General features: G+C 51.2%; 24 protein-coding genes and 1 pseudogene. 21 read left to right on the top strand and 4 right to left on the bottom strand.

All coding sequences use genetic code 11. The features are described from left to right. Window positions 1-89: 89 nt before the first annotated feature. The 10 genes from MKY59_RS11105 to MKY59_RS11150 all read left to right on the top strand — a co-directional run bounded on the left by MKY59_RS11105 (window position 90) and on the right by MKY59_RS11150 (window position 11,149). Complete coding sequence (locus tag MKY59_RS11105; protein WP_236417225.1) at window positions 90-896, top strand: SDR family NAD(P)-dependent oxidoreductase; 807 nt, start codon at window positions 90-92, stop codon at window positions 894-896. A gap of 361 nt (window positions 897-1,257) precedes the next feature. Further along, window positions 1,258-3,765 carry an ATP-dependent helicase HrpB gene (hrpB, locus tag MKY59_RS11110; RefSeq protein ID WP_339278369.1) on the top strand — a complete coding sequence of 836 codons (2,508 nt, stop codon included), beginning with the start codon at window positions 1,258-1,260 and terminating at the stop codon, window positions 3,763-3,765. 133 nt (window positions 3,766-3,898) lie between these two features. Next, entirely contained in the window at window positions 3,899-4,507 is a 609-nt protein-coding gene (locus MKY59_RS11115; RefSeq protein WP_339277545.1) for a general stress protein, read from the top strand. A 397-nt stretch (window positions 4,508-4,904) separates the two neighbouring features. After that, a complete protein-coding gene (locus tag MKY59_RS11120; protein WP_339278370.1) occupies window positions 4,905-6,026 on the top strand; it encodes an acyltransferase in 1,122 nt (373 codons plus the stop codon). 406 nt (window positions 6,027-6,432) lie between these two features. Continuing rightward, window positions 6,433-6,807: a helix-turn-helix transcriptional regulator gene (locus MKY59_RS11125; RefSeq protein ID WP_236417231.1), complete on the top strand. Its 375-nt coding sequence runs from the start codon at window positions 6,433-6,435 to the stop codon at window positions 6,805-6,807. A 2-nt stretch (window positions 6,808-6,809) separates the two neighbouring features. After that, the gene (locus tag MKY59_RS11130; protein WP_339277547.1) at window positions 6,810-7,829 is read left to right on the top strand and encodes a Gfo/Idh/MocA family oxidoreductase; all 1,020 of its coding nucleotides are present in this window, start codon (window positions 6,810-6,812) and stop codon (window positions 7,827-7,829) included. Between the two features lie 257 nt (window positions 7,830-8,086). Beyond that, complete coding sequence (locus MKY59_RS11135) at window positions 8,087-8,527, top strand: ribonuclease (RefSeq protein WP_339277549.1); 441 nt, start codon at window positions 8,087-8,089, stop codon at window positions 8,525-8,527. A 15-nt stretch (window positions 8,528-8,542) separates the two neighbouring features. Continuing rightward, window positions 8,543-8,818 carry a barstar family protein gene (locus MKY59_RS11140; protein ID WP_236417237.1) on the top strand — a complete coding sequence of 92 codons (276 nt, stop codon included), beginning with the start codon at window positions 8,543-8,545 and terminating at the stop codon, window positions 8,816-8,818. A gap of 244 nt (window positions 8,819-9,062) precedes the next feature. Then, entirely contained in the window at window positions 9,063-10,349 is a 1,287-nt protein-coding gene (locus MKY59_RS11145) for an MFS transporter (protein WP_339277552.1), read from the top strand. Window positions 10,350-10,468: 119 nt separating this feature from the next. Then, the gene (locus tag MKY59_RS11150) at window positions 10,469-11,149 is read left to right on the top strand and encodes a helix-turn-helix domain-containing protein (protein WP_339277554.1); all 681 of its coding nucleotides are present in this window, start codon (window positions 10,469-10,471) and stop codon (window positions 11,147-11,149) included. Between the two features lie 223 nt (window positions 11,150-11,372). On the opposite strand, the gene MKY59_RS11155 is transcribed toward MKY59_RS11150, so the two are convergent. Continuing rightward, window positions 11,373-11,939 carry a TraR/DksA C4-type zinc finger protein gene (locus MKY59_RS11155; protein ID WP_339277555.1) on the bottom strand — a complete coding sequence of 189 codons (567 nt, stop codon included), beginning with the start codon at window positions 11,937-11,939 and terminating at the stop codon, window positions 11,373-11,375. A 233-nt stretch (window positions 11,940-12,172) separates the two neighbouring features. Between MKY59_RS11155 and MKY59_RS11160 the strand changes: the two genes are divergently transcribed. From MKY59_RS11160 to MKY59_RS11210, 11 genes are all read left to right on the top strand, one after another. After that, entirely contained in the window at window positions 12,173-12,550 is a 378-nt protein-coding gene (locus tag MKY59_RS11160) for a DivIVA domain-containing protein (RefSeq protein ID WP_236417245.1), read from the top strand. Between the two features lie 41 nt (window positions 12,551-12,591). Further along, window positions 12,592-13,017 (top strand): Rrf2 family transcriptional regulator, encoded by a 426-nt coding sequence (locus MKY59_RS11165; protein ID WP_236417247.1) that lies wholly within the window; start codon window positions 12,592-12,594, stop codon window positions 13,015-13,017. Window positions 13,018-13,056: 39 nt separating this feature from the next. After that, entirely contained in the window at window positions 13,057-13,551 is a 495-nt protein-coding gene (locus tag MKY59_RS11170; RefSeq protein WP_339277558.1) for a metallophosphoesterase, read from the top strand. 229 nt (window positions 13,552-13,780) lie between these two features. After that, entirely contained in the window at window positions 13,781-14,704 is a 924-nt protein-coding gene (locus tag MKY59_RS11175) for a sugar phosphate isomerase/epimerase family protein (protein ID WP_339277559.1), read from the top strand. After that, window positions 14,701-15,873, top strand: coding sequence for a Gfo/Idh/MocA family oxidoreductase (locus tag MKY59_RS11180; RefSeq protein WP_339277561.1), 1,173 nt, complete (start codon window positions 14,701-14,703; stop codon window positions 15,871-15,873). Before MKY59_RS11175 ends, MKY59_RS11180 begins: the two co-directional genes overlap by 4 nt. 49 nt (window positions 15,874-15,922) lie before the next feature. Beyond that, complete coding sequence (locus MKY59_RS11185) at window positions 15,923-17,020, top strand: Gfo/Idh/MocA family oxidoreductase (RefSeq protein ID WP_339277563.1); 1,098 nt, start codon at window positions 15,923-15,925, stop codon at window positions 17,018-17,020. 285 nt (window positions 17,021-17,305) lie between these two features. Beyond that, window positions 17,306-17,662 carry a VOC family protein gene (locus MKY59_RS11190; RefSeq protein ID WP_339278371.1) on the top strand — a complete coding sequence of 119 codons (357 nt, stop codon included), beginning with the start codon at window positions 17,306-17,308 and terminating at the stop codon, window positions 17,660-17,662. Window positions 17,663-17,743: 81 nt separating this feature from the next. Further along, window positions 17,744-18,115 (top strand): VOC family protein, encoded by a 372-nt coding sequence (locus MKY59_RS11195; RefSeq protein WP_339277564.1) that lies wholly within the window; start codon window positions 17,744-17,746, stop codon window positions 18,113-18,115. A 13-nt stretch (window positions 18,116-18,128) separates the two neighbouring features. Next, window positions 18,129-18,911 carry an HAD family hydrolase gene (locus tag MKY59_RS11200; protein WP_339277566.1) on the top strand — a complete coding sequence of 261 codons (783 nt, stop codon included), beginning with the start codon at window positions 18,129-18,131 and terminating at the stop codon, window positions 18,909-18,911. A gap of 62 nt (window positions 18,912-18,973) precedes the next feature. Next, the gene (locus MKY59_RS11205; RefSeq protein WP_339277568.1) at window positions 18,974-19,198 is read left to right on the top strand and encodes a hypothetical protein; all 225 of its coding nucleotides are present in this window, start codon (window positions 18,974-18,976) and stop codon (window positions 19,196-19,198) included. Between the two features lie 349 nt (window positions 19,199-19,547). Further along, window positions 19,548-20,210: a 3'-5' exonuclease gene (locus tag MKY59_RS11210; protein ID WP_339277570.1), complete on the top strand. Its 663-nt coding sequence runs from the start codon at window positions 19,548-19,550 to the stop codon at window positions 20,208-20,210. A 42-nt stretch (window positions 20,211-20,252) separates the two neighbouring features. Here the strand turns inward: MKY59_RS11210 and MKY59_RS11215 are convergent. The 3 genes and pseudogenes from MKY59_RS11215 to MKY59_RS11225 all read right to left on the bottom strand — a co-directional run. Further along, window positions 20,253-20,453: pseudogene (locus MKY59_RS11215) on the bottom strand (IS30 family transposase); the annotation flags it as partial. Window positions 20,454-20,885: 432 nt separating this feature from the next. After that, a complete protein-coding gene (locus tag MKY59_RS11220; RefSeq protein WP_339277571.1) occupies window positions 20,886-22,277 on the bottom strand; it encodes a serine hydrolase domain-containing protein in 1,392 nt (463 codons plus the stop codon). Between the two features lie 150 nt (window positions 22,278-22,427). Beyond that, window positions 22,428-23,216: a MerR family transcriptional regulator gene (locus tag MKY59_RS11225; protein ID WP_339277573.1), complete on the bottom strand. Its 789-nt coding sequence runs from the start codon at window positions 23,214-23,216 to the stop codon at window positions 22,428-22,430. Window positions 23,217-24,209 lie beyond the last annotated feature (993 nt).

Here is a 24,209-nt window from a genome sequence, read left to right on the forward strand (position 1 = left end):
CCACGTAGTGGCTCCGTGTAAAGATCATTGGTTCAACTTATATCGTTTCCTCGTAGCCTCTAAGACACAAGAAAAAGGAGAGAGGAATCATGACGCATCATCATGACCGTTCCAGGTTTGCAGGCAAGGTGGCGATCATTACGGGAGCAGGTTCAGGCATCGGCAAGGCAGCGGCGCTGAAGCTGGCGAATGAAGGGGCACAGGTCGCGTTGTTCGATCTGGTGAATGACCGGATTTCGGAGACTGCGGCGGAAATCAACGCGCTGCATGAAGGGTCCGCCCGAGCGTTCGATGTGGACATTTCCGACCCGGAACGCGTGGAAAGAGCGGTGCTGGAAACTGTGGAACTGTTCGGCGGCATCGATGTCGTGTTTGCCAACGCGGGCATCAATGGCGTATCCGCTCCCATTGAGGACATTCAGGTGGAAGATTGGAAAAAGATCATCACCACCAATTTGGACGGCACGTTCTTTACCGTCAAATACGCTTTGCCGCATCTGAAGAAACGCAGGGGCGGCAGCATTATCATCACAAGTTCGATCAACGGCAATCAGCGCTTCTCCAGCTTCGGCATGTCCGGATACAGCACATCCAAGGCAGGGCAGGTGGCCTTCGCCAAAATGGCTGCATTGGAACTCGCGAAATTTAAAATTCGCGTTAACGTCATTTGTCCCGGTGCTATTGCGACCAATATTGATCAAAGTACGATCAAAACGGATGATTTGCAGGAGATCGTCATTCCGATTGAATTTCCGGAGGGGCAGCAGCCGCTGCAGGGCGGCCCGGGCAAGCCCGAACAGGTTGCCGACCTGGTTGCGTTTCTGGCCTCTTCCGAATCCGAGCACATCACGGGGGCCGAAATTGTCATTGACGGGGCGGAATCGCTGCTTAGTTAATCGTACTTCGGACTCTGTAAGCAGAGAAGAAATCATATGCAAGCACATAACGGTCGTTCCCCTGGAACGGCTTTTTGTCATGCAGCGGCAAGGGTTAAAGGATGTCACAGGTTGGCACATGGGAATATTCACAGGGGTCCGACAGTCAGTACTCGCAGTTCGATAGGGAATGGCCGAGATGACATCGACGTACGCCCTTGTTTGACGTACGAACGGGTGAGGATACCGTTTCAAGCTGATTTGTAGTATTATATCGCAAGCGAAGGTTTGTCCACGGATCGGGGAAAGAGTGCGGTCTACGCGTGATAAAACCGGGCAGTTGATCGTTTGTTTTAGGATAAGGGAGAGGTTATTCGTGGAAATGGAGTTGCCGATACAACAGATCATTCCCGAGCTGAGACAGCTGTTTCGGGATGGAGATACAGGGGTACTGACCGCCGAACCGGGCGCCGGAAAAACGACGGTGGTGCCGCTTGCGTTACTGGACGAACCTTGGGTCGAGGGACGCAAGCTGATCATGCTGGAGCCAAGGCGGCTTGCAGCGCGCTCCGCTGCGGCCCGCATGGCGGCTTCGCTTGGTGAAAAGGTGGGACAAACGGTCGGATACCGCGTTCGCATGGATACCCGGGTGAGCGCGGAAACACGCATTGAGGTGGTGACCGAAGGTGTGCTGACACGCATGCTCCAGCAGGATCAAGGGCTTGAAGATACGGCGATGGTCATCTTCGACGAGTTCCATGAGCGTCATTTGCATGGGGATCTCGGGCTGGCGCTTGCGCTTGAATCCAGGGCATTGCTGCGTCCGGATCTGAAGCTGCTCGTCATGTCGGCGACGTTGGATCCGGTACCGGTCTGCGGATTGATGGGTGAGGGCACCAGATGGTTGGCGTGTCCCGGAAGAACGTTCCCGGTGGAAACGAAGTATCTGCCCAAACCGGCGGCGGCTTCCGTGGAATCGTTCACGGCACAAGCCGTAGTCAGGGCGCTGAGGGAGCAGGAAGGGGACGTGCTGGTTTTTCTGCCGGGTGCGAGGGAAATTCACCGTACGGAACGGGAACTGGGCATCCTCGGGCTTCCGCCGCATGTTCAGGTGCACGCGCTATACGGCAGCATGCCTGTGGAACGTCAGGATGAAGCCGTTCGTCCGGCGGCGGCCGGCTGGCGCAAGGTCGTGTTGTCCACCTCGATCGCCGAATCGAGTTTAACGCTGACCGGCGTGAAGGTTGTGGTGGATGCCGGATTCAGCCGGGCGTCCGCGTTTTCGCCCCGCACCGGCATGAGCCGGCTCGTTACGCTGCCGGTGTCCAAGGCATCCGCGGACCAGCGGCGCGGGCGTGCGGGGCGCATCGCGCCCGGGGTGTGTTACCGGCTGTGGAGCGAAGAGGCTCACGGCGCGCTGCCGGAGGCGGCGCGTCCGGAGATCGCGTCCGCGGATCTGGCCCCGCTGGCGCTGGAGCTTGCGGCTTGGGGCGTCCGGCAGCCGGAGGAGCTGCAGTGGCTGGACACCCCGCCTGCCGCAGCCTACGGCCAGGCACAGGCGCTGCTGCGCCAGCTGGGCGGCCTGGATGACGCAGGCCGCATCACGCCCTTCGGGCGGCGGATGAACGCGCTTGGCGTGCATCCGCGCTTGGCCGGCATGCTGCTCCGCGCGGCGGAGCTCGGGCTGGCCGGCTACGCCAGCGTGCTGGCGGCGCTGCTGCAGGACCCGGCGGGCCTGCGGGGCAGCGGAAGCGCGGGCACGGACTTGCGCCCGCGCGTGGAGGCGCTGCTGTCGGCCGGCAGCAGCGCAGCGGCGCAGACGGCGGCGGCCGATGCGGCCGCCGTGCGGCGCCTGCTGCAGGAGAGCCGCCAGCTGCGCGCGGCGCTCGGCCCGGCGGCGCCAGACCCGGCCCGGCCGGACGAGGACAGCTGCGGATTGCTGCTGTCCTTCGCATACCCGGACCGGATCGCGCAGCGCCGGGAAGACGGCCGCTACCTGCTGAGCAGCGGCCGCGGGGTGCGGCTCCCCGCCACGGAGGCGCTGAGCCGGTCAGCCTATCTGGTCGCTGCCGATGCAGACGACCAGGGCGCGGACGCGGGCATTCTGCTCGCGGCCCCCGTCAGCGAACAGCGATTGCTGGATGCAAGCCCGCATCTGCTGCAGGAAGAAACACTCGTCGCCTGGGATCGCAGTACCCGCAGCGTGCGCGCAAAGCGCAAATGGCGCATCGGGGCGATCGTGGTCAAGGAAGGCTCCATCGCGCAGCCGCCGGAGGAGGACGTGCTGGAGGCCATGCTGGACGGCATTCGCCTGGAAGGGCCGGGCTGCCTGCCTTGGACGAAATCGTCCAGGCAGCTTGCGGACCGGCTGCGGTTCCTGCACCATCATTTGCCGGACTGGCCTGATCTGGCACCGGCCGCGGACGGACTGTCCGCCGAGCTGCAGGAGCAGCTTCGGCCGTTCGTCACGGGCATGCGCTCGGTCCAGGACCTGAAAAGCTTGTCCATGCATGACATCCTGCTCAGCGGTTTGGATTGGGGGAAACGTCAGCAATTGGATGAGGAGGCACCGACCCATGTTCAGGTGCCGAGCGGTTCGCGCATTCCGGTCGATTACAGCGATCCTGAAGCTCCGACCTTGTCGGTCAGGCTGCAGGAAATGTTCGGCCAGCAGGAGACGCCGCGAATCGCCGGCGGCCGCGTGCCGCTGACGCTGCATCTGCTTTCCCCCGCGCAGCGACCGGTACAGGTCACCCGGGATCTGGCCAATTTTTGGCGGGAAACGTATTTTGACGTTAAAAAGGACCTGAAAGGCCGTTATCCAAAACACTACTGGCCCGACAATCCGCTGGAGGCTGTGGCCACGAACCGAGCCAAACCGCGTACATGACAGCAACAACCCCGTTTGAATGCCGCGAGGGTGGGTAAATACATAACGAACCACTCATAACAGACGGAGCCCCGCTGTACGGTGAAGGTACAGGGCAGGGTGCTGCCGGCTACAAACTGAGGAGGGATTGGTTATGCAAAATAAAATCGTTGGTGTTTTCAATACGGAACGTGAGGCTTCCCAAGCAGTAGAAGCGTTGAAGCAGCACGGATTTCAGCCGGAAGAAATTTCGGTGGTAACGCAAGACCGGGATGAGCTGAGAGCGATTCGCGAGGAAACCGGCTCAAAAGCGCCGGAAGGCGTGGCTGCTGGTGCGGCGACTGGCGGCGTAATGGGCGGCGTGGTCGGGCTGCTGGCAGGCATCGGGGCGCTCGCCATTCCGGGCATCGGCCCGATTCTGGCCGCCGGACCGATCGCCGCTACGTTCACCGGGGCAGCGATTGGTGCAGGCGCTGGCGGACTCGTCGGCGGATTGGTCGGCATGGGAATACCGGAGGAGGATGCCCGGCAATACGAAGAATACGTTCGGGGCGGCAAAATTTTGCTGCTGGTTGATACATCCGATCGCGATTCGGTCGTGTATGATGTGTTTCGGAACAGCAGCGAGCTGAACCGGGACAGATATAACCATTACGAGGCGGATCAAGCCAGGCCCGTAGAACGCACGGACCTGGACATGGAGGAACAGAGGCTGGAAGCGCAGACCAAAGCCGCGAAATACGGAAACAATACGTTCCTGTGACGATCACGGAAACTTCGAAGTTGATCGGTTGCCGCTTGCGATTCTCTAAATGGGCATCTGGTAGATTCACGGCATGCGTGCTCGCGAGCCCATGATTCGAATGTTATGCGGACAACATGAAAGAGAGGCTCGGATCAGCCCGGCCCTCCTGTCTGGCAGTCTACAAAAGCCGGTTTTCCTGTGGGGAAGCCGGCTTCTGTATGGCGTCCGGTGCCAGGCAACCCGGTTATGCGCGGGGGCGTTAGAGGGAAGCATGAATACATAGGGACAACGGATTTGTTTTTGAGATCTGGCCGTTCAAGGGAATATTCCCATCGGTGAATACATGATTTGATCATATCCAATATGATCGTGGAAGGAGGCGGCAGAGATTCCGAGGAAGGAACGAATCGCAGCTATTGAAAGTCTAAGAGGCATGGCTTTTGCCGCCGTTGTGCTGCAGCATGCCATCGCCCATTTTTCGCTTGTGCCGGAAACGCGGCTGGAAGACGGCGTGTTGCTGGCGATTTTGCTCATGGCAACCAAGTTTGCCGTGCCGTTATTTATTTTTATCACAGGTATGGTGCTGTTTTACAACACCGGGGAAAAGCTTCATTACGGACAATTCATGTTCAAACGATGGAAGGACGTCATTATTCCATATGTGATCTGGGCCTTGATTACGTTTGCTCTTACGCCGGGGATCTGGGCCGATTTTGGTTGGCAGGAGATTCCCGGGCTGGCACTCAAGCTGATCACAGGCAAAACAAGCTCGCATTTCTGGTATATCATCATGTTGATTCAGTTCTATCTCGTATTTCCGCTGTTTTTGACAGCCGTACGATACGTGTACCGTCGATTTGACTCGAAGGGGCGGATGGTCGCCCTGCTGGTCTCCGGTGCAGCGTACCTGGTGCTTGCGGGACAACTCGGCAATATTGCGCGCGGCATGGAGAAGTTGAACATTCCGGTGCTCACGGACATGTTCACGACATATGCGGACCGCAATTTCCTGTACTTTTTCTTTTATTTTGTGCTGGGCGCGGCTGCCGGAATGGCCGTTCAGCGCTGGAACGAATGGGTCGAACGGTACCGTGGGGTATACTGGGCGGTGTTTATAATAACGGGTTTGCGGTTTATATATTTGTTACTGCAGGAATTTCAGAAGCCCGAAGGGATCCAGATCACGTTTTATACGGTAAGTCTGATCCGGCCGGACATGGCATTGTTTCTCGTTGCTTCCATCATGGTCATGTATGATCTGGCAAACAAATTGCGGCACCCCCGGACGTTGAAATGGCTCTCATGGATTGGCGGGGTTTCCTATGGCGGTTATTTAATGCACATGTTAATGCTCCGCTACAGCTATATCCCGGATGAACGAATTTATGTGGCGCTGGGTTTGAACCTGGTGATCCGCATGATCCTGACCTGGCTGCTCGCGCTTACGCTGTCATGCATACTCACTTGGATTGTTTCCAGGTTTGCTTGGGGCAGATGGATCGTTGGCACGGTTCCGGATCATAAGAAAAAAAGATAATTTCTTAGAATGATGAATCAATCAACATATGAAAAATTCACAACAAACACACCGCCCGCCGCCCGACCCGGGTCTTGACCAATGCTGCGCGAGAAGATGTTGGCAGTACAGTATCCGATATGCAGGCACGCGAACTGGCCGTTCCGATCGAATTTGTTAAATGACAGTCATCGCTTAAAAACATAAAGAGAACAACGTAATTTCTAAGTGTCAAAATTTAAACATATGAAAAATTCATAATAACAACACAGAGTGCCGCCGTTCTCACCCCCCGATATGACCTGCCTCCTGTCGCCGTTCTTGCGGACGTTTGCCTCTATCCTGAAAAACGGAGGAAGATGGCAGAATGCGAACATAAGTTTTATAATGGAATTAGCAAGTTTTGGACAAAGAGGGGGGAACGGGCATGGCTTTTATGATTGCGCAGCGGGCATTTATCAAGCTCTATCTCATCACAATGGTCGAACAGCATAGAGGATATGGCTATGAGATGCTGGAGGCCATGAAGCAGGAATTCAAAGCTTACGGGTATGTACCGCCTCAGAGCGAGATCTACCGGGCACTGCACGAACTGGTGCAGCAGGGCATTTTTTATCGAACGAAAAAACTGAAAGGCAACGATCCCAAGGTGGATTTCCAGGAAATCGTATTGTACCATTTTACGCCAGACGGCGCGGAGAAAGCGGAGCTGTACAAAAAGCAGGTCAAAGCCGACTTGGACCGCTGTCTCGGCATGCTGCACAAGGCAGAGCAGGACAACTACGGCACGAAAGGAAGATGAGTATGCAGAGGCGGTTACAGTGGGGTGTGCTGGGCGCATCCACGATTGCAAAAAACGCGGTGATGCCTGCGATCCAGCAGTCCGAACGCGGCGAAGTGCTGGCATTGGCCAGCCGCAGCTTGGAAAAGGCCAAGGCCGTTGCGGAAGAGTTGAACATTGCGAGGGTGTACGGCAGCTATGACGAGCTTATTGCGGATCCGGATATTGAAGCCGTGTATGTCCCGCTGCCAAACCATCTGCACAAGGAATGGACGATCAAGGCGGCGGAGGCCGGAAAACATGTATTATGCGAGAAGCCGGCCGCTCTCACTGCGGAGGAATCCATGGAAATGATCGAGGCCTGCCGGAAGCATGGGGTGTTATTTGCCGAAGCGATCATGTACCGATATCACCCCAAGCACAGGAGGGTGGAAGAGATTATTGCCAGCGGAGAAATCGGGCGCGTGCGCGCGATCCATGGCAATTTTACCTGCAATTCGGCAGATGATAAAGACAACGTCAGGTTCAAAGCGGAGATGGGCGGAGGCTCGCTGTTCGACCTGGGGGTATACCCCATATCCGCAGCGCGGATGTATCTTGGGCAGGAGCCCGAAGCTGTTACCGTAAATGCGTTTTTTTCGGAGGAACATGGCGGTGTGGACATGATGGCCTCCGGGCTTGTCGAGTTTCCGGGTTCCGTTTCGCTGACGTTCGACTGCGGCCTATGGGCATCAGGAAGAGCCGAAATGGAAATCCTCGGTACGGAAGGGCGGATTGAACTGCCCAAAGTGTTCGGTTGGGAAAACAGCGACATTCCGCCGCAAATTATTATACATTTGGATTCCGTCAGCCGCGAGGAGCGGGTGTCCGTGTCCAACTCTTACGTATTGCAGGCAGAAGCTTTTGCCGACGCGGTCCTTGACGGTAAACCGTTGCCGTTTACGCCGGAAAACACCATCAACAATATGCGTGTGATCGAAGCGTGCTTGCAGTCGGCCCGTACCCGGCAGCGAATCGTTCTGGACAGCCCGAATGCAAAATAAGCGGCATTCTGCGCCAGCAGGCGGATGCCCATTCCTGAATGTCAGAAAGGTAGACTCCATTCCTTGCGATGCGAGTCTTTTTCTTTTGGTTATCAAAATATCTAAAAATTTACAAATAAATCTATTTATGTTGACCTTTCTCCCTAAATGGCGTGATATAAATGATTTTGGAAGAACTTGTCTATAGTCATCTTGTCAAAGGCAAAACGGCTAAAGCAGTTCTTTCATTTCAATCAAACCGAGGGAGGCTGGTCACAATGAAAAAGTTTTGGTCCACCGTTTTGCTTGCCGTCATGTTTACATTTGTGTTTCTGACGGGAGCACAGTTCGCCCCGGCTGCGCAGCAGAAAGCATCGGCAGCCACATGCACGATCATCAACACGTTTAACGGCGTAGCAAACTATTTAAGCGCCAACGGCACGTTACCGTGCAACTTTATTACCAAATCGCAGGCGACAGCACTCGGCTGGGTAGCATCCAAGGGCAATTTGGCCGTGGTGGCGCCGGGAAAAAGCATTGGCGGCGACGTGTTCAGCAACCGGGAGGGCAAATTGCCTTCAGCCAGCGGAAGAGTTTGGCGCGAAGCGGATATCAATTACACCTCGGGCTTTCGCAATGCAGACAGAATCGTGTATTCTAATGATGGCTTGATCTACAAAACGACGGATCATTACGTCACGTTTACGCGAATGAAGTAAAGAAAGGAAGAGACGATGGGTAGCGTTATTTTGGATGGAACCCAATTTTCCACGAGCTCGGAGCTGCATGAACAATTGAAGACGAAATTGAAGCTGCCGGATTTCTACGGTGCGAATCTGGATGCGCTGTGGGATGGATTGACCGCCATGGCAGAAATGCCGCTCGAACTCAAATGGGTAAATTACGGCATCAGCGAGCAGCGTCTTGGTGCCGATGCCGAACGGTTTCGCAGCCTGATGGAGGAGGCCGAACAAGAGTTGCCCGATTTTAGATTTCTGGTTGAAGACTAATCGTTTGAAAAGCAAAGCAGGGCAACGCAATATTTTCGGTTCCAAACCAATATGGCTCGATGGAGCATGAAGCGAATGGACAGACCTTTGGAGGACAAGGGTCTGTTTTTTTGTTTGCCTTAGTTCGTATTGGCTGCGGCAGGGATCGTTAAATTTTTTTTCACGAAGGGGTTGAACTTTCATGAATTACCATTAAAATAAAATTAACATTAAAATTATTTTCACGTTGAAGGGTGGATGTATGATGAGTGAGAGCACGGTGGTGCAAAAACAAGGTATTTTCGAGTTGCTGCGAAATCGCTCATATGCGCAATTCATGCTGGCAAGGACCATTTCCAGGTTTGGCGATTCGGTAGACTCCATCGCATACGGCTGGATGGTATATCTGCTCACAGGCTCCAAACTGTTGATGGGCACGCTGATGGCCGTGAACTTTTTGCCCAACATTCTGTTTGGTCTGTTTGCCGGGGCGATGGTAGATCGGATGTCTCCCCAAAAAGTCATCATGCTGGCGTACGCCGGCAGGGGAACGCTGGTAGGTTTGACGGCACTGTTGTTTAGTCTCGGTGAACTGCAAGTATGGCATCTGTTTGTCATGACCGTGCTCGTTTCGCTGCTTGAATGTTTTGCCACTCCTGCCGAGACGTCCAGCGTTCCCCGATTGCTGCCTCCCGGTCTGCTGTTGTCCGGAAACGCATTGTCCTCATCCATTGCGCGCATGTCAGAGCTTGCCGGCATCGCCGCGGCCGGTGCCCTGATCGCCGGAGCCGGCATCGCGTGGACCCTATGGATTGATGCGGCCTTGTTCGGGGCCAGCGCTTTCTTCATGGCCAAGGTGGTATTTCCGGGTATTCGGCCCGATGTGGTTCTTGAAGACACGAGTGAACCAGGCGAAGCCGCCGCTCCCCACGGCAGTCTTTTCTCCGAAATTATTGAAGCATTTCGCTTTTTGCGCACGATTCCCGTCCTTTTAATGACCTCCTTCCTGTTTGCTTTCGTCAATTTTTGCTTAATGCCCTTTAATGTGCTGCGCACGCCTTATGTGACTGAAATATTGAATGCCGGGGCCGGCGGATTAAGCCTGCTGAGCGGAATGATGGTTGCAGGCATGGTACTGGGCGGGTTGTGGCTGACGAACTGGGGTTCCAATTACCGCAAAAGCCTGCTGGTCATCCTCGGCATTGTAATGCTTGGGCTCAGTTATGCAATGACCGCGCTGCCTGCCTATATCGGGCAGTATCCGCTGGCTGTGGCGGCCGTTTTCGCTTTGCTGATGGGCTTCGGCATTCCGCTGGCCACCACGCCGCTGGCTTCTTACATGATGGAGGTGACGCCTTCCGGCATGCTTGGCCGAGTGTCGGCGTTTCAAAGCATGCTGTGCCTCAGCGCTGTTCCCCTTGGAAGCTTGCTCTCCGGAGCCATCGCCGAGTGGGTGCCTATGCCCATCCTGTTTATCGGCTTTGGCGTCGCAATGGCATTGTCTGCGGCAGGGCTCATCATGAGCCCTACGTTCCGCCGTGTTTTGAAGTAGGGGAGAACCGTGAAACAACCATGAGTATCTGCAGCAAGCCTTTTGACCGCCTGCGCTTTCAAACGCTATAATGGTAGGAGATTGGAAGACACCAGGTACCCGGAAAAGAGGTTACAGGTATGCAGCGGAAAGTGTTATCAACCATAGAGGAAGTCAAAATATACTCTGATCCTTACCGGATGCAGATCTTGAATATGTATAACAAACAAGGCCGTCCGTCCACCGTCAAGGAAATCGCGGATCTCATGGGCGAGGTACCCGCCAAGGTGCATTACCATGTGAAAAAACTCGAATCCATCGGCCTGCTCAGCATGGTTTCGACGCGCGAAATCAACGGTATCATCGCCAAATATTATGAACCGTTCAAAGGGGAAATCCATCTGCGGCATGAGGACGAGGAGAATTCACCCCTGAAACAGGTGTTTCGTTCCGAAGCGATGAAGCTGCTCAATGAAATGTACGAACAGAGCCGCCGACGGTTTATGAAACAGGCGGAGCATGGCGAAGACATGTTTGGGCAAATTTCGGACATGGCGCTGTACGGAACCCGGGAAGAGATGGAGCAGCTTTTTAAGGCAATCACGAAACTGTGCGAACCGTATGCTGAAAAAGGAAAGCGGGGAGAACAGCAAGCATTCCAATTGTTCGTAACCGTGTCCGAACAGATGGAAGATGCTCCATCGGCGGGTAGCGACGATGTCGAACCTCAAGGGAAGGGCGAGCGTAAATCCCGCTCAGGTTCTCAAGATTCAGGCCATGCCGGGACTCGGTCAGCAGCGTCCGCGAAAAGGAAAAGGTAAGGCATCGATGTTTCAAGCTCATTCGGTCTGCCAGTCACCGCCCGAAAATGAAAGCAAAACCAGATCGAATGGCATGACCAAAAGCCGCCTGCGGGCGGCTTTTGACGGTTTAGCTTTTGGGTGCTTCCGGGTGCGGGTCATCGCGGTTCATCGGCAGGGTGTTGCGCTGCAGATGCGAAATGGCCTAGCTGCGATAAATAGTGGGGGAATGAACGGACTAATGTTACAGGTTCTCCTCGCGGTTTGCACTGCCGCGTCCCGGCACGGTTGTCTCCGAATCGGACGTTCCGTATTCGCTGACGGCTTCCCAAGCGTCTGCATGATCAAACTTGCCTGCATGGCGCTGGCGTGCTTGTCCGGCGCCCCTTGGAGGCAAGGTCATGACATCTTCTTCGACAGGTCGGTCGCTGCTCAGCTCCCGGCTGGGGGTGTCATCGATGCAATAAGCGGTATATGGGATGGCCTCCAGCCGTTCGTAGGGAATATCTTTTCCGCAGATGATGCAGGTGCCGTACGTTCCGTCGTGCATTCGTTCCAGCGCTGCGTTGATCTGGTCGAATTCGTCCGCAAGCGTCTCGTCCACGGCCAGGTCGCGACTGCGCTCGAAGGTTTCGGTACCCGCGTCTCCAGGGTGGTTGTCATAGGATGACAGTTCTCCTGTGGAATCCTTCAGCGACTCTGCGGGAGCCCCATCCTCCATGCTTGAGGCGAAATGGCGCTGCAGGTTCTCACGTTGTTCCAGGAGCGCGTTTTTGAGGTTGGACAGCTCGGTTTTCGTCAATGTACTCATTATGAATGCTCCTTTCAAATGCGTGGTGTAGTTCGTTTTTACCCGAATTTCATGCGGTGCAATCATGCTGCCTGAATGAGGTTGTCCGTGAATAGCGGCATATCCTGGGCATAATGATGGAGATGATTTTATATCTTTCGAATAATGTGTTATAAAAAATATATAGAGATAATGCCGCTGGTTCCTAGCACAGCCGCATGGGACCGCAGCGCGTTCTAATGGAGGGCGTCGAGATGGATGAACATATGAAACGAAGATTGGACAAACAAAAACAGCTGTTCAAACAGCTGGGCGTACAGTTGGACGCATTGTCCATACATGAAAAGCAATTCAACTATAAATTGCGCGGCTACGATCCGGAAGAAGTGGATGCGTATCTGGACATCGTGATCAAGGATTACGAACGCTTCTATGCCAATATTGCCGATCTGATGGACAAATGGCAGGACCAGCAGCTTACGATCCGCGAGCTCAAGGCAACGGCCAAACCGGTGGAGGATCCGAACAAAATCGACCGCAAACAGCTTGAAGACATCGTAAAGCAGCTGGAATACAGCGTGCGCCAATTGAAGCTTAGAGCGCGCCCTGAACAAAATTTGTTTCCGGAATAAGCAAGCGCAACGGGTTTATCAAACATAAAAGGTGGTTAATCATGAGTACTCATTTTTCGGTCAGTGTGCACTGTCTGCTGCTGTTGTCGTGCAGCGCTCCTGAGCGAATGACTTCCGCATTGATTGCGGGGAGCGTCAACACCAATCCGGTTGTGGTCAGACGCATTATGGGCAGCCTGAAAAAGGCGGGCCTCGTCGATTCGTCCCCGGGAACCCGGGGGTTTTATCTGGCTAAGCCGTCCAGCGAAATCACGCTGGCGATGATCTATGAAGCTGCCAAGGACGAGGGGCCGCTATTCCCGATCCACGGCAATTGCAATCCAAACTGCGACGTAGGCATGCGGATCGATGGCTTGCTGACGAACCTGTACCGGGTGGCCGAGGAAAAGGTACAGCAGTTTTTTGCCACGATTACGCTGGAGGATATGGAACGTGCCTGTGCGGACAGCGAAGTCGCGGTCCGGTAACCGCTTTGGCCCGGAACCGCATCGAAAGGAGGACAATGCATGAAAATCGTCGTTATTTCCGACACTCACATGCCCGGAAGGGCAAAGGAATTGCCGCAGCCGCTGCTGGCAGCATTGCCCGAAGCCGATCTTATCCTGCATGCCGGCGATTGGTCGGATTGGAGCGTATATGAACTGTTGAGCGGATATGCTCCCGTGGAGGGAGTTGCGGGCAACACCGATCCGGGCAGCATCGGGAGAAAGTTGGGATATTCCCGGATTGTGGAGGCGGACGGCTTCCGTTTTGGACTGGTACACGGCCACATCGGCTCGAAATCGACGGAGGAGAACGCCATTGCCTCGTTTGCCGGGCAGCATGTGGATGCGGTTATTTTCGGGCATTCGCATATTCCGCTGCTGCGGACGGTGAATGGCCTGCTTGTTTTTAATCCCGGTTCAGCGACGGATCGCCGGCGCCAGCCGCAGTGTTCCTTTGGCATCATCCATACGGATGGAGGATCATTGCAGGCCGAGCACGTCTTTTATGATCGGTAATGTTTGTCCATAACCATGCGATGAACCGTGAAGCATTCCTTTTTCAGAAATGATTTCTGAAATGGGGTGCTTTTTTTTGCTGTATGGGTTTATCTCTGAATGCGCAATCTGGCGCTGCGTTTATCTCTCGTTCATCTGTTTCGCCAAGTGGGTATGGAGGCGCTTCAAGGAATGCTACAATGCGGGTAAACCTTGATTTGAATACGATTACATAAGGGAGATGAGCAAAATGAAGCTGTCCGTATTTACCGTGGCAACCCCGGACATGACGGCAGAACAATTGGCTGCGGCTGCAGCCTCGGCCGGAATCGAAGGGGTGGAGTGGAGATTTCGCGGCATCCCGGAGGCCGCACGGTCCGAGACGCCTTCTTTTTGGGGAAATAACCGTTGTTCCATCGATCCTGCCCGTTGGGAAGAAGACGTACCTGCATTCCGTGAAGCAGCCATTCAACATGGCCGGCGTTCCATTGCGCTTGTACCCTACCTGAACTGTGGCGATCTGCCTGCGACCGTGCAGGCCTTTGAGGCAGCTTCTGCGCTGGGAGCTTCCATGATGCGCGTGGGCGTACCGGGGTACAACCGCCAAACGGCGTATCCAGCGTTGTACGACCAGGCTGTGCGTTATTTGACAAAGGTCCAGGATCTTGCCAAACAATACAAGGTCAAGGCACTGGTGGAAACGCATCATTTCACGATTGCACCGACGGCTTCGCTCGCCTATCGGCTGGTGGAATCGCTGGATCCCGACCATGTGGGCGTACTGTACGATCCAGGCAACATGGTACATGAAGGGTATGAAAATTACCGGATGGGACTGGAATTGTTGGGACCTTATCTGGCACATGTGCATGTGAAAAATGCAGGATGGTATCCGGACGCAAAGGAACAGGCCGATGCTGAATCGAACGAGGGAGGGACCACGTCGGCGGCCTCGTTATCGCTTCGGGCCGGATGGACATCCCGGTGGGCTCCGCTCACAGGTGGGATCGTGGATTGGGTGCAGGTTGTCCGGGATCTTAAAGCGGTCGGATACGATGGATATTACGGTATTGAAGACTTTAGCGGAACGTATGCTTCGGCGGAAATGCTTCAGCATTTTGCCGACGTGATGGCAGGCATTGAACGTCAACTGGAGGAGGAAGTGCGAGTATGAGCTTAGTGAGAGTAGCGGTGATCGGGATCGGAAATATGGGAGCAGCGCATGCCAGAACGCTTGCTGCAGGAGATGTGCCAGGGGCTGAACTAGCTGCGGTATGCGATGTCAGGAGCGAAATGGCGGAATGGGTGACCGCGAATCTTCCGTCATCGGTGGCATTTTGGCAAGAGCCGGAGCAAATGATGTCTTCGGGCACGATCGATGCGGTTATCATTGCTACGCCGCATTACGATCACCCCGAGCAGGCCATTCAGGCGTTCCGCCACGGACTGCATGTCATGATCGAGAAGCCGGCGGGAGTATATACGAAACAAGTGCGTCTCATGAATGAAGCTGCCGCAGCCAGCGGCAAGGTATTTTCCATTATGTACAACCAGAGGACCAATCCGCTCTACGTAAAGCTGAAGGACCTGATCTCATCCGGAGAACTTGGCGAGGTCAGACGAACGAACTGGATCATTACGAACTGGTACCGCTCGCAAAGCTATTACGACTCCGGCGGCTGGCGTGCGACATGGGCCGGCGAAGGCGGCGGCGTTCTGATCAATCAGGATCCGCATCAGTTGGACCTCTGGCAGTGGACGATCGGCATGATGCCTGTCCGCATGCGGGCCTTCTGTGCTTTCGGCAAGTATCGAAACATCGAAGTCGAGGACGACGTGACCGCATATGTCGAGTATGAAAATGGAGCAACCGGCGTTTTCGTGACGACGACAGGCGAAGCACCGGGCACGAACCGGTTCGAAGTGAGCGGCGATCGCGGCAAAATCGTCATCGAAGAGGGGAAGCTGACGTTCTGGCGGCTGCGTGAACCGGAGCCGGAGTTCAACCGTCGTTACACGGGGGGATTCGGTCAACCGGAATGCTGGAAATGTGAAGTTCCCATTCATGGAACGGAGTCCGGTCACCCTGGCCTCATTCGCAACTGGATCAATGCGATTCGAAACGGTGAGAAGCTGATTGCTCCGGGCGTGGAGGGGATTCATGGTTTAACGTTGTCCAATGCGATGCTGCTGTCTACCTGGACCGATAACTGGGTCGATCTGCCGATCGATGAGGACCTGTTCCATGAACATTTGCAGGCGCGAATCGCGAATTCGACGTTCAAGAAAGAACAAGTGAGCCGCAGCGCTCAGCCTGCCGACCTTTCACAGACGTTCAAATAATTGAAGCTGTGGCCACTCTAAATTTTACACGCGAAAGGATGGAAACGGTATGCCGAAAGACGGAATGTTCTATGCTCCCAAAAGTATCAAAAGAGAGGCTGTTTGCGGTCCGGGGGAATTTACGATCGGTGCGGTGGCGTTGGACCACGGACATATCTACGGTATGGTCCAAGGATTGGTCGAGGCCGGTGCCACGCTGAAATGGGTCTACGATCCAGACCCGGCCAAAGTGGAAGCGTTCCGCCAGAAATTTCCCCAAGCTCAAGCCGCATCGTCCGAAACGCAGGTACTGACGGATGATGACGTGAAGCTGGTAGCCGGGGCAGCGATTACCTCCGAACGGGCCCCGCTGGGCATGAGAGTGCTTGCGGCAGGCAAGGATTACTTTACGGATAAAGCGCCGTTTACGACGCTGGAACAGTTATCCCTCGCCCGTGAGGAAGTGAAGCGCACCGGAAAAAAATACATGGTATATTACAGCGAACGCCTGCATGTGGAAAGTGCGATTTATGCCGGCCAACTGATCGACGACGGCGCGATCGGCCGGGTCGTGCAAGTCATGGGTACCGGACCGCATCGATTAAATGCGGCTTCGAGACCGGATTGGTTTTTCCGGCATGCGCAGTATGGGGGCATCCTTTGCGATATCGGGAGCCATCAGTTCGAGCAGTTTCTGACGTTTGCGTCCTGTACGGATGCTGAAGTCAATTACAGCCGGGTGCATAATTTCCACCATCCGCAGTTCCCCGAACTGGAGGATTTCGGCGAAGCGTCGCTGACTGGCAATAACGGGGCCTCCGGTTATTTTCGGGTGGACTGGTTTACGCCGGATGGACTCGGCACCTGGGGCGACGGCCGGACCGTCATCCTGGGCACCGACGGTTACATCGAGCTGCGCAAATATACCGACATTGCCAGAGAGGCGCAAGGCGATCAGGTATATCTGGTGAACCACGAAGGCGAATACCGATTCGGCGTCAAAGGCAAAGTGGGTTACCCGTTCTTCGGCGCGCTCATCCGTGACTGCATGGAACGTACGGAAACGGCAATGACCCAGGAGCATGCCTTCAAGGCGGCAGAGATTTGCCTGATCGCGCAGCAGAAGGCGATGGTAGACCGAGCGGTGGAAAGTCATGGTTCGAAGTGAGTAGGGTAAGAGATTGATGCCAGGAGAATAAATGTTGTACGAGAAAGGCAGCTTGCTGATGCGGTTGCCTTTTTGGTATGGGGGATTAGGAAATTCCTGTTCGCAAATACCACAATATGGGTTATGATATACGAAGGGCAGGAACTTACGAAGTACATGGATTTCATGGATACACAACGTTATGTAAAACCTAACCAATTTTTGCAAATCAATAATACGATTCTAAGGATGAGTGAGGTTAGTATTTTTTTCTGGATATTCATTCCATATGTGGAGGCGTTATTTATGGGGAGAGTAGTATTATTTGAGTTAAGTAGTCAAGACCCGGAACGTGCAGCAGCTTTTTATTCTTCGGTTTTCGGATGGAAGATTGCTGAGCCTAATTGGGGTTACTACCCAGTGACAACAGGCGATGATCATAAACCAGGAATACATGGAGGTATTTCCAAAGGACCTCAAGATTTTCCGCATGGAACAAGGATTCAAATTGAAGTAGACGATATTGAAGAATCCATTAGGAAGTCAGTTGAATTAGGAGCTCAGATTGTAAGAGATAAGATGGAATTCGATAATTTTTATTTAGCCTATTTAGTTGATCCTGTAGGTAATGGAATTGGATTAATTCAGAATAAGTCACAATAGTTTTGAATTTTGGGTCTGCAAAGCAGATCTTTTTTTATAGTGCTAGTAAAGAAAATGCTATTCATTTGGGAGGAATGTATTGTGAGCAGGCTAATTCAGTGTGTAGATCATGTTCAATTACCGGTAAGTAATCTTGAAAAAGCAACGGAATGGTATTCCAATGTCCTTGGATTAGAGATTATGTCTTTAGGGTGGCTGAAATTTGGCGAAGGACCGTTGTTAATGCTTCATCAAAGCAGCAAAGATACAAACGTTTCATGGCTCTCAGAAGAGGATTTTCCGATGCCGGCATTTATGTTTTTGACAAAGGATATAAAGAAACTATTTGAAACATTAAAGGAAAACAAAACCATCATAAGAATGTATCAAGATGAAGGATTTGGATGGGTTATTAAATTCGTTGATCCATTTGGAAACGAGTTAGGTGCATATCAGCCGAATGCTCAAAATTAGAGAGGGGATTTAAATGAAGTTTCCATTAGTAGTTTTAGATTTAGATGGTACACTCCTCAACTCAAATAAAGAAATATCTCAACGTAGCTATAATGCCATTACGGAATGCATCAGTTTAGGAATGAAATTCATCTTTGCGACAGCACGTCCTCCAAGAGCAGTCAGGTCATTTATGAAAGAGGAATTGCTCAGATTAAGTTCTTTTATTTATTACAATGGGGCTTATATAGAATGTGAGCATACAGGAATTAACGATCATGTACCGATTGAATCTGAAACTACAGCTGAATGTCTCAATTGTAACCCTGATCTTGACTTAAGTTTAGAAGTGAAAGATGAATGGATGAGTTTAAGGGAATATGATTACACAACACTCATTAAGGTCAAAGATAACCCTATTGTAAAGCCACTTGAAGATCTCAAACGACTTGAGGCATCAAAGATCCTTTTTTCTGGAAACATTGATATGGTTTCATTCATGGAGAAATTTAATACGAAATTAAATATTCTAACTACAGACAATGGAAAGCTAACTCAGCTTTCATCCATTAGGGCTTCTAAGGAAAATGCAGTAGCGGTTTTATGCAAGGCGATGAACATTCCACTCGAAAACGTCATGGTTTTTGGTGATGATTTTAATGACATAGGATTATTTAATTCTTGTGGATGGCCGGTGGCAATGGGGAATGCCATTGAAGAATTGAAACTGATATCGAAAGAGATTACTGAAACTAATGATAACGATGGAGTGGCAATGATCTTAGAAGACTTTATTTCGGGAATACGAGAACGTTAGATCGAAACCTGTGTAAGGAAAAGAATGTTTGGTGCTGACATTAAAGAATGGAGTCTAGGGCGATGAAAAACAATAGAGTAAGGATATTAACGACACTGCTCTTTGGTATGATATTTACTGTCACTGCTGGAGCAGTTCTATATTTATTAAAGCAAGATAAAGAGAGCATGAATATCAGTTGGTTAATGACGGTCTGTTTATTCTCCATCTTAATTTCAGGTGGAAACCTAACAGTGTTGATTACAAAAAGAATTGAGGGTAGATCAAAACAATCGTATAAGAAATAGAGTAAACCCTATATAAACCGCAAAAAACATACACACGTAAACGGAGAGGCAGAACCAATCTGGAGAAGCGAAGCGTTCCCTAAAAGCTTTCTGAAAGAAAGCTGCATCGGAAGCATAGGCTTATCACCGGATTTTCCCCTAAGAAGAGGGGATTCAAAAAAATCTGGGGATAACAGCGATCGGAAGATGGTACTGCACTCGCAGTGGCCTTGTGTGATTGATTAATGGGGTTAAGTACTGAGGGATTCCGGGGAAGCAGAAGTAGCCAGACACCTAGCACCTTGGTTAGGACAGTGAACATGGGGAACGTTACTGAAACTTTACTGCAATGTTGAAGGAAGGTGTTTCGTTGAAGATAGATATGGTTTCTGAAACGGAGTATATCGTGTCTGAATTGATTATTGAGAGTATTCCAACCCAAAGGTTCTGTATCTTTGATTTAGAGGCCACAGGGCCAAATGAAGAAGAGGACCAAATTATTCAAATTGGTGCGCTGATCATGAATAGCCGTTCAGGCGAAATCGAAAAGACATATGAAACATTGATTAAACCATCTAAACCGATACCTGAAGTGATTGAGCGATTAACTGGAATTACTAATGAAGATGTAATTGAAGCACCGGAATTGACTGAAGTTTTCTCTGAATTCATAGACTTTTGCAAAGGAGCAGTATTAGTAACTCAAGCTGGTTATGAGTATGATTGGCCGTTGCTGATGAATGAATGTAAAAGAAACAATTTACGGATGATTCCTAATAAGATCATTGATACTAAAGCATTATTCACATTTCTTTTTCCCGAGGTTGTTGAAATCATCTCTACAAACTTTTTGATTAAGTACTTTAGCATCGATGACTCAGATATAAGGCGGCATAATGCACTAGGGGATAGTTTCTTGATTGCAAGAATATTCAATGAGCTGATGATAGAACTAAATAATAGAGAAATCGTTGACATCAATATTCAGAATCCCCTAACAATAAAGAGAGTACAACTGCAGAAACTCTTGTAAGTATAACGGGATAAAGCAACAATCTAACCTAACAACATATTCTTATAATGGGCATTCGACCTCGGTCCATGGAGGATAAAAAAACAAAAACTTACGGGGTCTGTTATTGATTAAATCAAGGGAACGGGCAAGCTCTTCATCCTTCACCTCAGCAAGATCCGTACCTTTCGGGAAAAACTCTCGAAGCAGCCCGTTCGCATTCTCATTGGAACCCCGTTGTCAAGGGGAATAAGGGTCCGCAAATAAACGTATAAATATCCTTGCTCACAATTAGAGATAAGAATTAAGAGTAGTTCAAGCAAATGCTTCGAGGGCGGAAACTTTAGTTAAAAACGCATTCACGCATCGGACAGCTCCGCTCCTCCTCGGTCGCCAGAAGAGAACAAGTGCGCCAGTCTATCCAGGCAAGCAATACGCCACCAATTAGTTAAAGCCATATCTGGTAACCGATAAGCAGGTGGGTCAACCAAGCAAGGCCGAATGCGGCTTTACACCCGTATAGTGCATCGGCCGTTGCCAATCCCAGGCCAGATACAAATCCGTACCAGCCTCCTTGAGTCAGTGATCTCCGAATGCAAATCACCACTATCGGCTCCACGGGTGCCGCAAACGCCAAGCAATGATACATCCTTTGAGTAACAAAGGAAATATCCATCGTTTCTTACCTTCCATAAATCATTTCTCGATGCGATCCGCCACGGACTGACCCTCGTGATCATACCAGATAAATTGGAGACTCTTTCCTGCCTCAGTGCCGATGAATTCTAGTTCGGTCGCGGTTTGTTGCTCGTAGAAACGTACGTTACTGATGGGCAGCAATAAAAACTCCATTCCGTTGCCTAGCCGCATATAAAGTTGACTGTGCTTAACATAAACCTTCACAGATATCGATTGTTCCTGTTCATCTGAGAAACAGTATTCACCCAGAAACGGTTCATAGTCTTCCGATGTGCGCGGGATAATGGTGCGGTGGGCCGCTGGCCGCGGCATTTCAATCTGTTCGCCGGCAAGAATCTGTTCAATACTCTGGATCAACTGCTGTGTATAGGCAAATTCCCGTTCCCCATTTTGCAGGAGGATCAGTGTGGTATCCTGCTCGATATAGCGTTTGAAGAGAGTGGCATATCCAGGCCAACCACCGCTGTGCCACACCATTTTGCCTAGCTGATCATGATGCTCGATCAGCCATCCAAATCCGTAGTCAAAGGATTCTCCGTTATTCAGCACTACTGGTGCGAACATGGCTTCGCGCAACTGCGGATGTATAAACTTGTCATCATAAAGCGCACGATCCAAACGAAGCAGATCCATGACCGTACTGTTCACCATGCCATCTCCCTGCAAACCGTCCAAATAGTCGACATAATTCAGTTCCGGCACCATATCCGGCAACACATATCCACCGTGTTCCAGCCGATAGACATAGCCCCAAGCGTAGTCATTCGGAACCGGGCCTGGATCAAAACGTCGGTTGTATACGCGTGTCCGCGTCATACTGAGCGGCTGAAAAATCTGCTCGGACAAAAAGTCTGCATAGGACTGACCGCTTATCCGTTCGATTAGAATAGCCAGCATAATGTAACCCGTATTGCTGTACATCCAACTGTCATTAGGTGCAAACAGTGAGGCGGGCCGGTGAGCGGCCAGCATGTCCATTACATCATTGTTGACAGCCTTCTGTGCAGGATTCCACTTCTTGGCGGATAACTCCATATAGTCCGGCAGCCCTGATGTATGGGTCAGTAAATGACGGATGGTAATACCCGGATAGGGCAAATCAGGCAGCCATCTGGACACAGGATCGTCCCACTCCAATTTTCCCAACTGATTCAAGCGTATGATGCCCAATGCAGTAATCGGTTTGGAGACCGAAGCTAACTCGAACATCGAATCTGTGGTAAGCGTACGCACGCGATCTTTGCTAAATTCTGCGATGCCCATCGCATCACAAAGGAGAGGTATACCCTGTTTGGCAATAAGGATTACGCCATTAAAATGTTCTTGTTCTCTAATATGCTCCATGAGTGCAGACAATTGTGCTGCCCGTTCTTTCAATTCTCCTGTCATTTATGCTCCTCCTTTGGTTCTACAAATACTCCTGCAAACGCAGGGGCTCTTATTGATTAAGCGATGCTGCTCACACTCCTGCTCCGATTGTTTACGATTACAATAGCTATAGCCCGGTCAGCCTGAAAAAAGTCTGTTTCTCTTTTTCCATCACTCCTCTTTCTGCGCTTCCTTCTGCCCATCGATTCCATGAAGGCCGAATTTGCTCGCATAGTGTGCCAACGCCTCATCCAGCCAAGCGCTCTCCCGTTCGTTAAATGGCATATCCACCAACTGGTTCAAACATTCATGCTCCTCCTCTGGAATATGGGCAAAGTTTGCAATCGCCTTGTCATCAAGAAAACCGAGTATCCGCTGCACATAGAAACCTAGCATTTCCTCGGCTTCCAAAGCATCCGGCTCTCCTGCCGCTAAACGCGTAACAGCTTCGGCAAAAGCAAGCATTTCCCGATCCAATTCAGCTACGGCATCTTGAGAGATATCGAACAAGGCAGTTGCCGTTTGCTCTGACAGATGCTCAGCCACCCAACTGCGCTGTTTGTCCTCCCTTAGCATGTTACGTATCAGCAGAAACATCATGTTATGCTCCAGTTCACCTTCACGCTGCAGGATGGTTAGCAGCCGTTCGAGGATCTCCAGCGACTTGTCAAGTTCAGCGCGGGCGGCTTGCAGGGCTTGCTGCTGCATATTCAGTGTTTCGACCAAACTCATCTCCGATTCGCGATGATTAAATTTGCGAATACGTTCCAAAGAAAAACCGAGCGTTTTCAATCCAATGATTTTCTGCAAGGTGATCAAATCACCAGTACCATAGATTCGATGCCCGTTTTCCTGACGACGTGGGCACAGCAGCCCCACCTCTTCATAATAATGAAGCGTCCGTATCGGAATGCCGCTCAATTCGGCAAATTTTCCGATGGAATAATGTGTACTGCCCATCGTCATCTCCTCCTCATGCCTCCATTATATAACCTCCAGTAACTGTAGGAGCAAGCAGAACAAATCACATAAAAATGATTACAGGAACAATGAAATTTTTGATTTCGCGAATCAATACCGTATAGATATCAACAGGCACTTGCTGCGCAAGAAAGGCGAAATTCATCTGCTTGGCGCTGCCGAGATAGAAACAAAGTGTTAGCGGTTAAAGGTTTTTGGCCTTGCAAACGAGAATAAAAGAAGCAGATCCTTCAATTGAGTTGATGTTTGGCTTGACTCGGCTTCTCTGCGTTTCCAGCTTGTTTTGACGACGAGGAATGTTCAAAGCTTCAGCCAGATGTTCGATGGGGCTGAATTTCTCATACTGAGCTTGCAAATCCCAGGCGAACCATTGGACTTACTGGAAAACTACTCGAAATACATACATGGAGACAAGAATAAAAATTACTTTGAAAGCAACACGAAAAAGTGGGTGGCATCTTCTAACATCGAATTCAACGGAAACAATAAGAACGGCTAACTGGTATCGCACTTAACGTATCGAGACTCGTGAATGCAGAAACGTTATTAAAAGATCAGCGTAATGTCTGAAAAAACAAACTTGCTTGAATGAAAAAAACAATTTGAGAGGTACCAAGAAATTAATAAAACTGAAGGGTAGTAAAACTGAGGAAGACATCAGGAGACAATTAATAGGATCGCATGAATCGCTATTCAATAACGAAATAAGATCAGGCTTACTTTCTGTGATAAAGAGGTTTTTTCCGCAAATGAAAACCGCTAGATAATACCTATCTAAAAGGGCTCAGAAAAAATCCTCAGATTACATTAGCGATTGCACTTGAACTTGCAAATATGGATCTTAAAGAAATGACTAATTGCAAAATGGATAATGGTAGATCATTCGGGGAAGACACTGACATCCTGTAACACGATATCTAGGCCGCGGATTCTGTCCTTGCTTCGCATTTAGGTGTATGCGGAGAGTTCGCT

This window comes from Paenibacillus sp. FSL W8-0426, assembly GCF_037969725.1.
Taxonomy (GTDB): domain Bacteria; phylum Bacillota; class Bacilli; order Paenibacillales; family Paenibacillaceae; genus Paenibacillus; species Paenibacillus hubeiensis.

What these genes read in the sequence shown, in the direction of transcription:
- MKY59_RS11145 (WP_339277552.1), top strand. Translation starts at nt 9,063, where the DNA reads ATGAGTGAGAGCACGGTGGTGCAAAAACAAGGTATTTTCGAGTTGCTG.
- MKY59_RS11165 (WP_236417247.1), top strand. Translation starts at nt 12,592, where the DNA reads ATGAGTACTCATTTTTCGGTCAGTGTGCACTGTCTGCTGCTGTTGTCG.
- MKY59_RS11150 (WP_339277554.1), top strand. Translation starts at nt 10,469, where the DNA reads ATGCAGCGGAAAGTGTTATCAACCATAGAGGAAGTCAAAATATACTCT.
- MKY59_RS11170 (WP_339277558.1), top strand. Translation starts at nt 13,057, where the DNA reads ATGAAAATCGTCGTTATTTCCGACACTCACATGCCCGGAAGGGCAAAG.
- MKY59_RS11160 (WP_236417245.1), top strand. Translation starts at nt 12,173, where the DNA reads ATGGATGAACATATGAAACGAAGATTGGACAAACAAAAACAGCTGTTC.
- MKY59_RS11135 (WP_339277549.1), top strand. Translation starts at nt 8,087, where the DNA reads ATGAAAAAGTTTTGGTCCACCGTTTTGCTTGCCGTCATGTTTACATTT.
- MKY59_RS11225 (WP_339277573.1), bottom strand. Translation starts at nt 23,216, where the DNA reads ATGGGCAGTACACATTATTCCATCGGAAAATTTGCCGAATTGAGCGGC.
- MKY59_RS11155 (WP_339277555.1), bottom strand. Translation starts at nt 11,939, where the DNA reads ATGAGTACATTGACGAAAACCGAGCTGTCCAACCTCAAAAACGCGCTC.
- hrpB (WP_339278369.1), top strand. Translation starts at nt 1,258, where the DNA reads ATGGAGTTGCCGATACAACAGATCATTCCCGAGCTGAGACAGCTGTTT.
- MKY59_RS11140 (WP_236417237.1), top strand. Translation starts at nt 8,543, where the DNA reads ATGGGTAGCGTTATTTTGGATGGAACCCAATTTTCCACGAGCTCGGAG.
- MKY59_RS11180 (WP_339277561.1), top strand. Translation starts at nt 14,701, where the DNA reads ATGAGCTTAGTGAGAGTAGCGGTGATCGGGATCGGAAATATGGGAGCA.
- MKY59_RS11220 (WP_339277571.1), bottom strand. Translation starts at nt 22,277, where the DNA reads ATGACAGGAGAATTGAAAGAACGGGCAGCACAATTGTCTGCACTCATG.
- MKY59_RS11205 (WP_339277568.1), top strand. Translation starts at nt 18,974, where the DNA reads ATGAAAAACAATAGAGTAAGGATATTAACGACACTGCTCTTTGGTATG.
- MKY59_RS11130 (WP_339277547.1), top strand. Translation starts at nt 6,810, where the DNA reads ATGCAGAGGCGGTTACAGTGGGGTGTGCTGGGCGCATCCACGATTGCA.
- MKY59_RS11115 (WP_339277545.1), top strand. Translation starts at nt 3,899, where the DNA reads ATGCAAAATAAAATCGTTGGTGTTTTCAATACGGAACGTGAGGCTTCC.
- MKY59_RS11125 (WP_236417231.1), top strand. Translation starts at nt 6,433, where the DNA reads ATGGCTTTTATGATTGCGCAGCGGGCATTTATCAAGCTCTATCTCATC.
- MKY59_RS11200 (WP_339277566.1), top strand. Translation starts at nt 18,129, where the DNA reads ATGAAGTTTCCATTAGTAGTTTTAGATTTAGATGGTACACTCCTCAAC.
- MKY59_RS11105 (WP_236417225.1), top strand. Translation starts at nt 90, where the DNA reads ATGACGCATCATCATGACCGTTCCAGGTTTGCAGGCAAGGTGGCGATC.
- MKY59_RS11185 (WP_339277563.1), top strand. Translation starts at nt 15,923, where the DNA reads ATGCCGAAAGACGGAATGTTCTATGCTCCCAAAAGTATCAAAAGAGAG.
- MKY59_RS11190 (WP_339278371.1), top strand. Translation starts at nt 17,306, where the DNA reads ATGGGGAGAGTAGTATTATTTGAGTTAAGTAGTCAAGACCCGGAACGT.
- MKY59_RS11175 (WP_339277559.1), top strand. Translation starts at nt 13,781, where the DNA reads ATGAAGCTGTCCGTATTTACCGTGGCAACCCCGGACATGACGGCAGAA.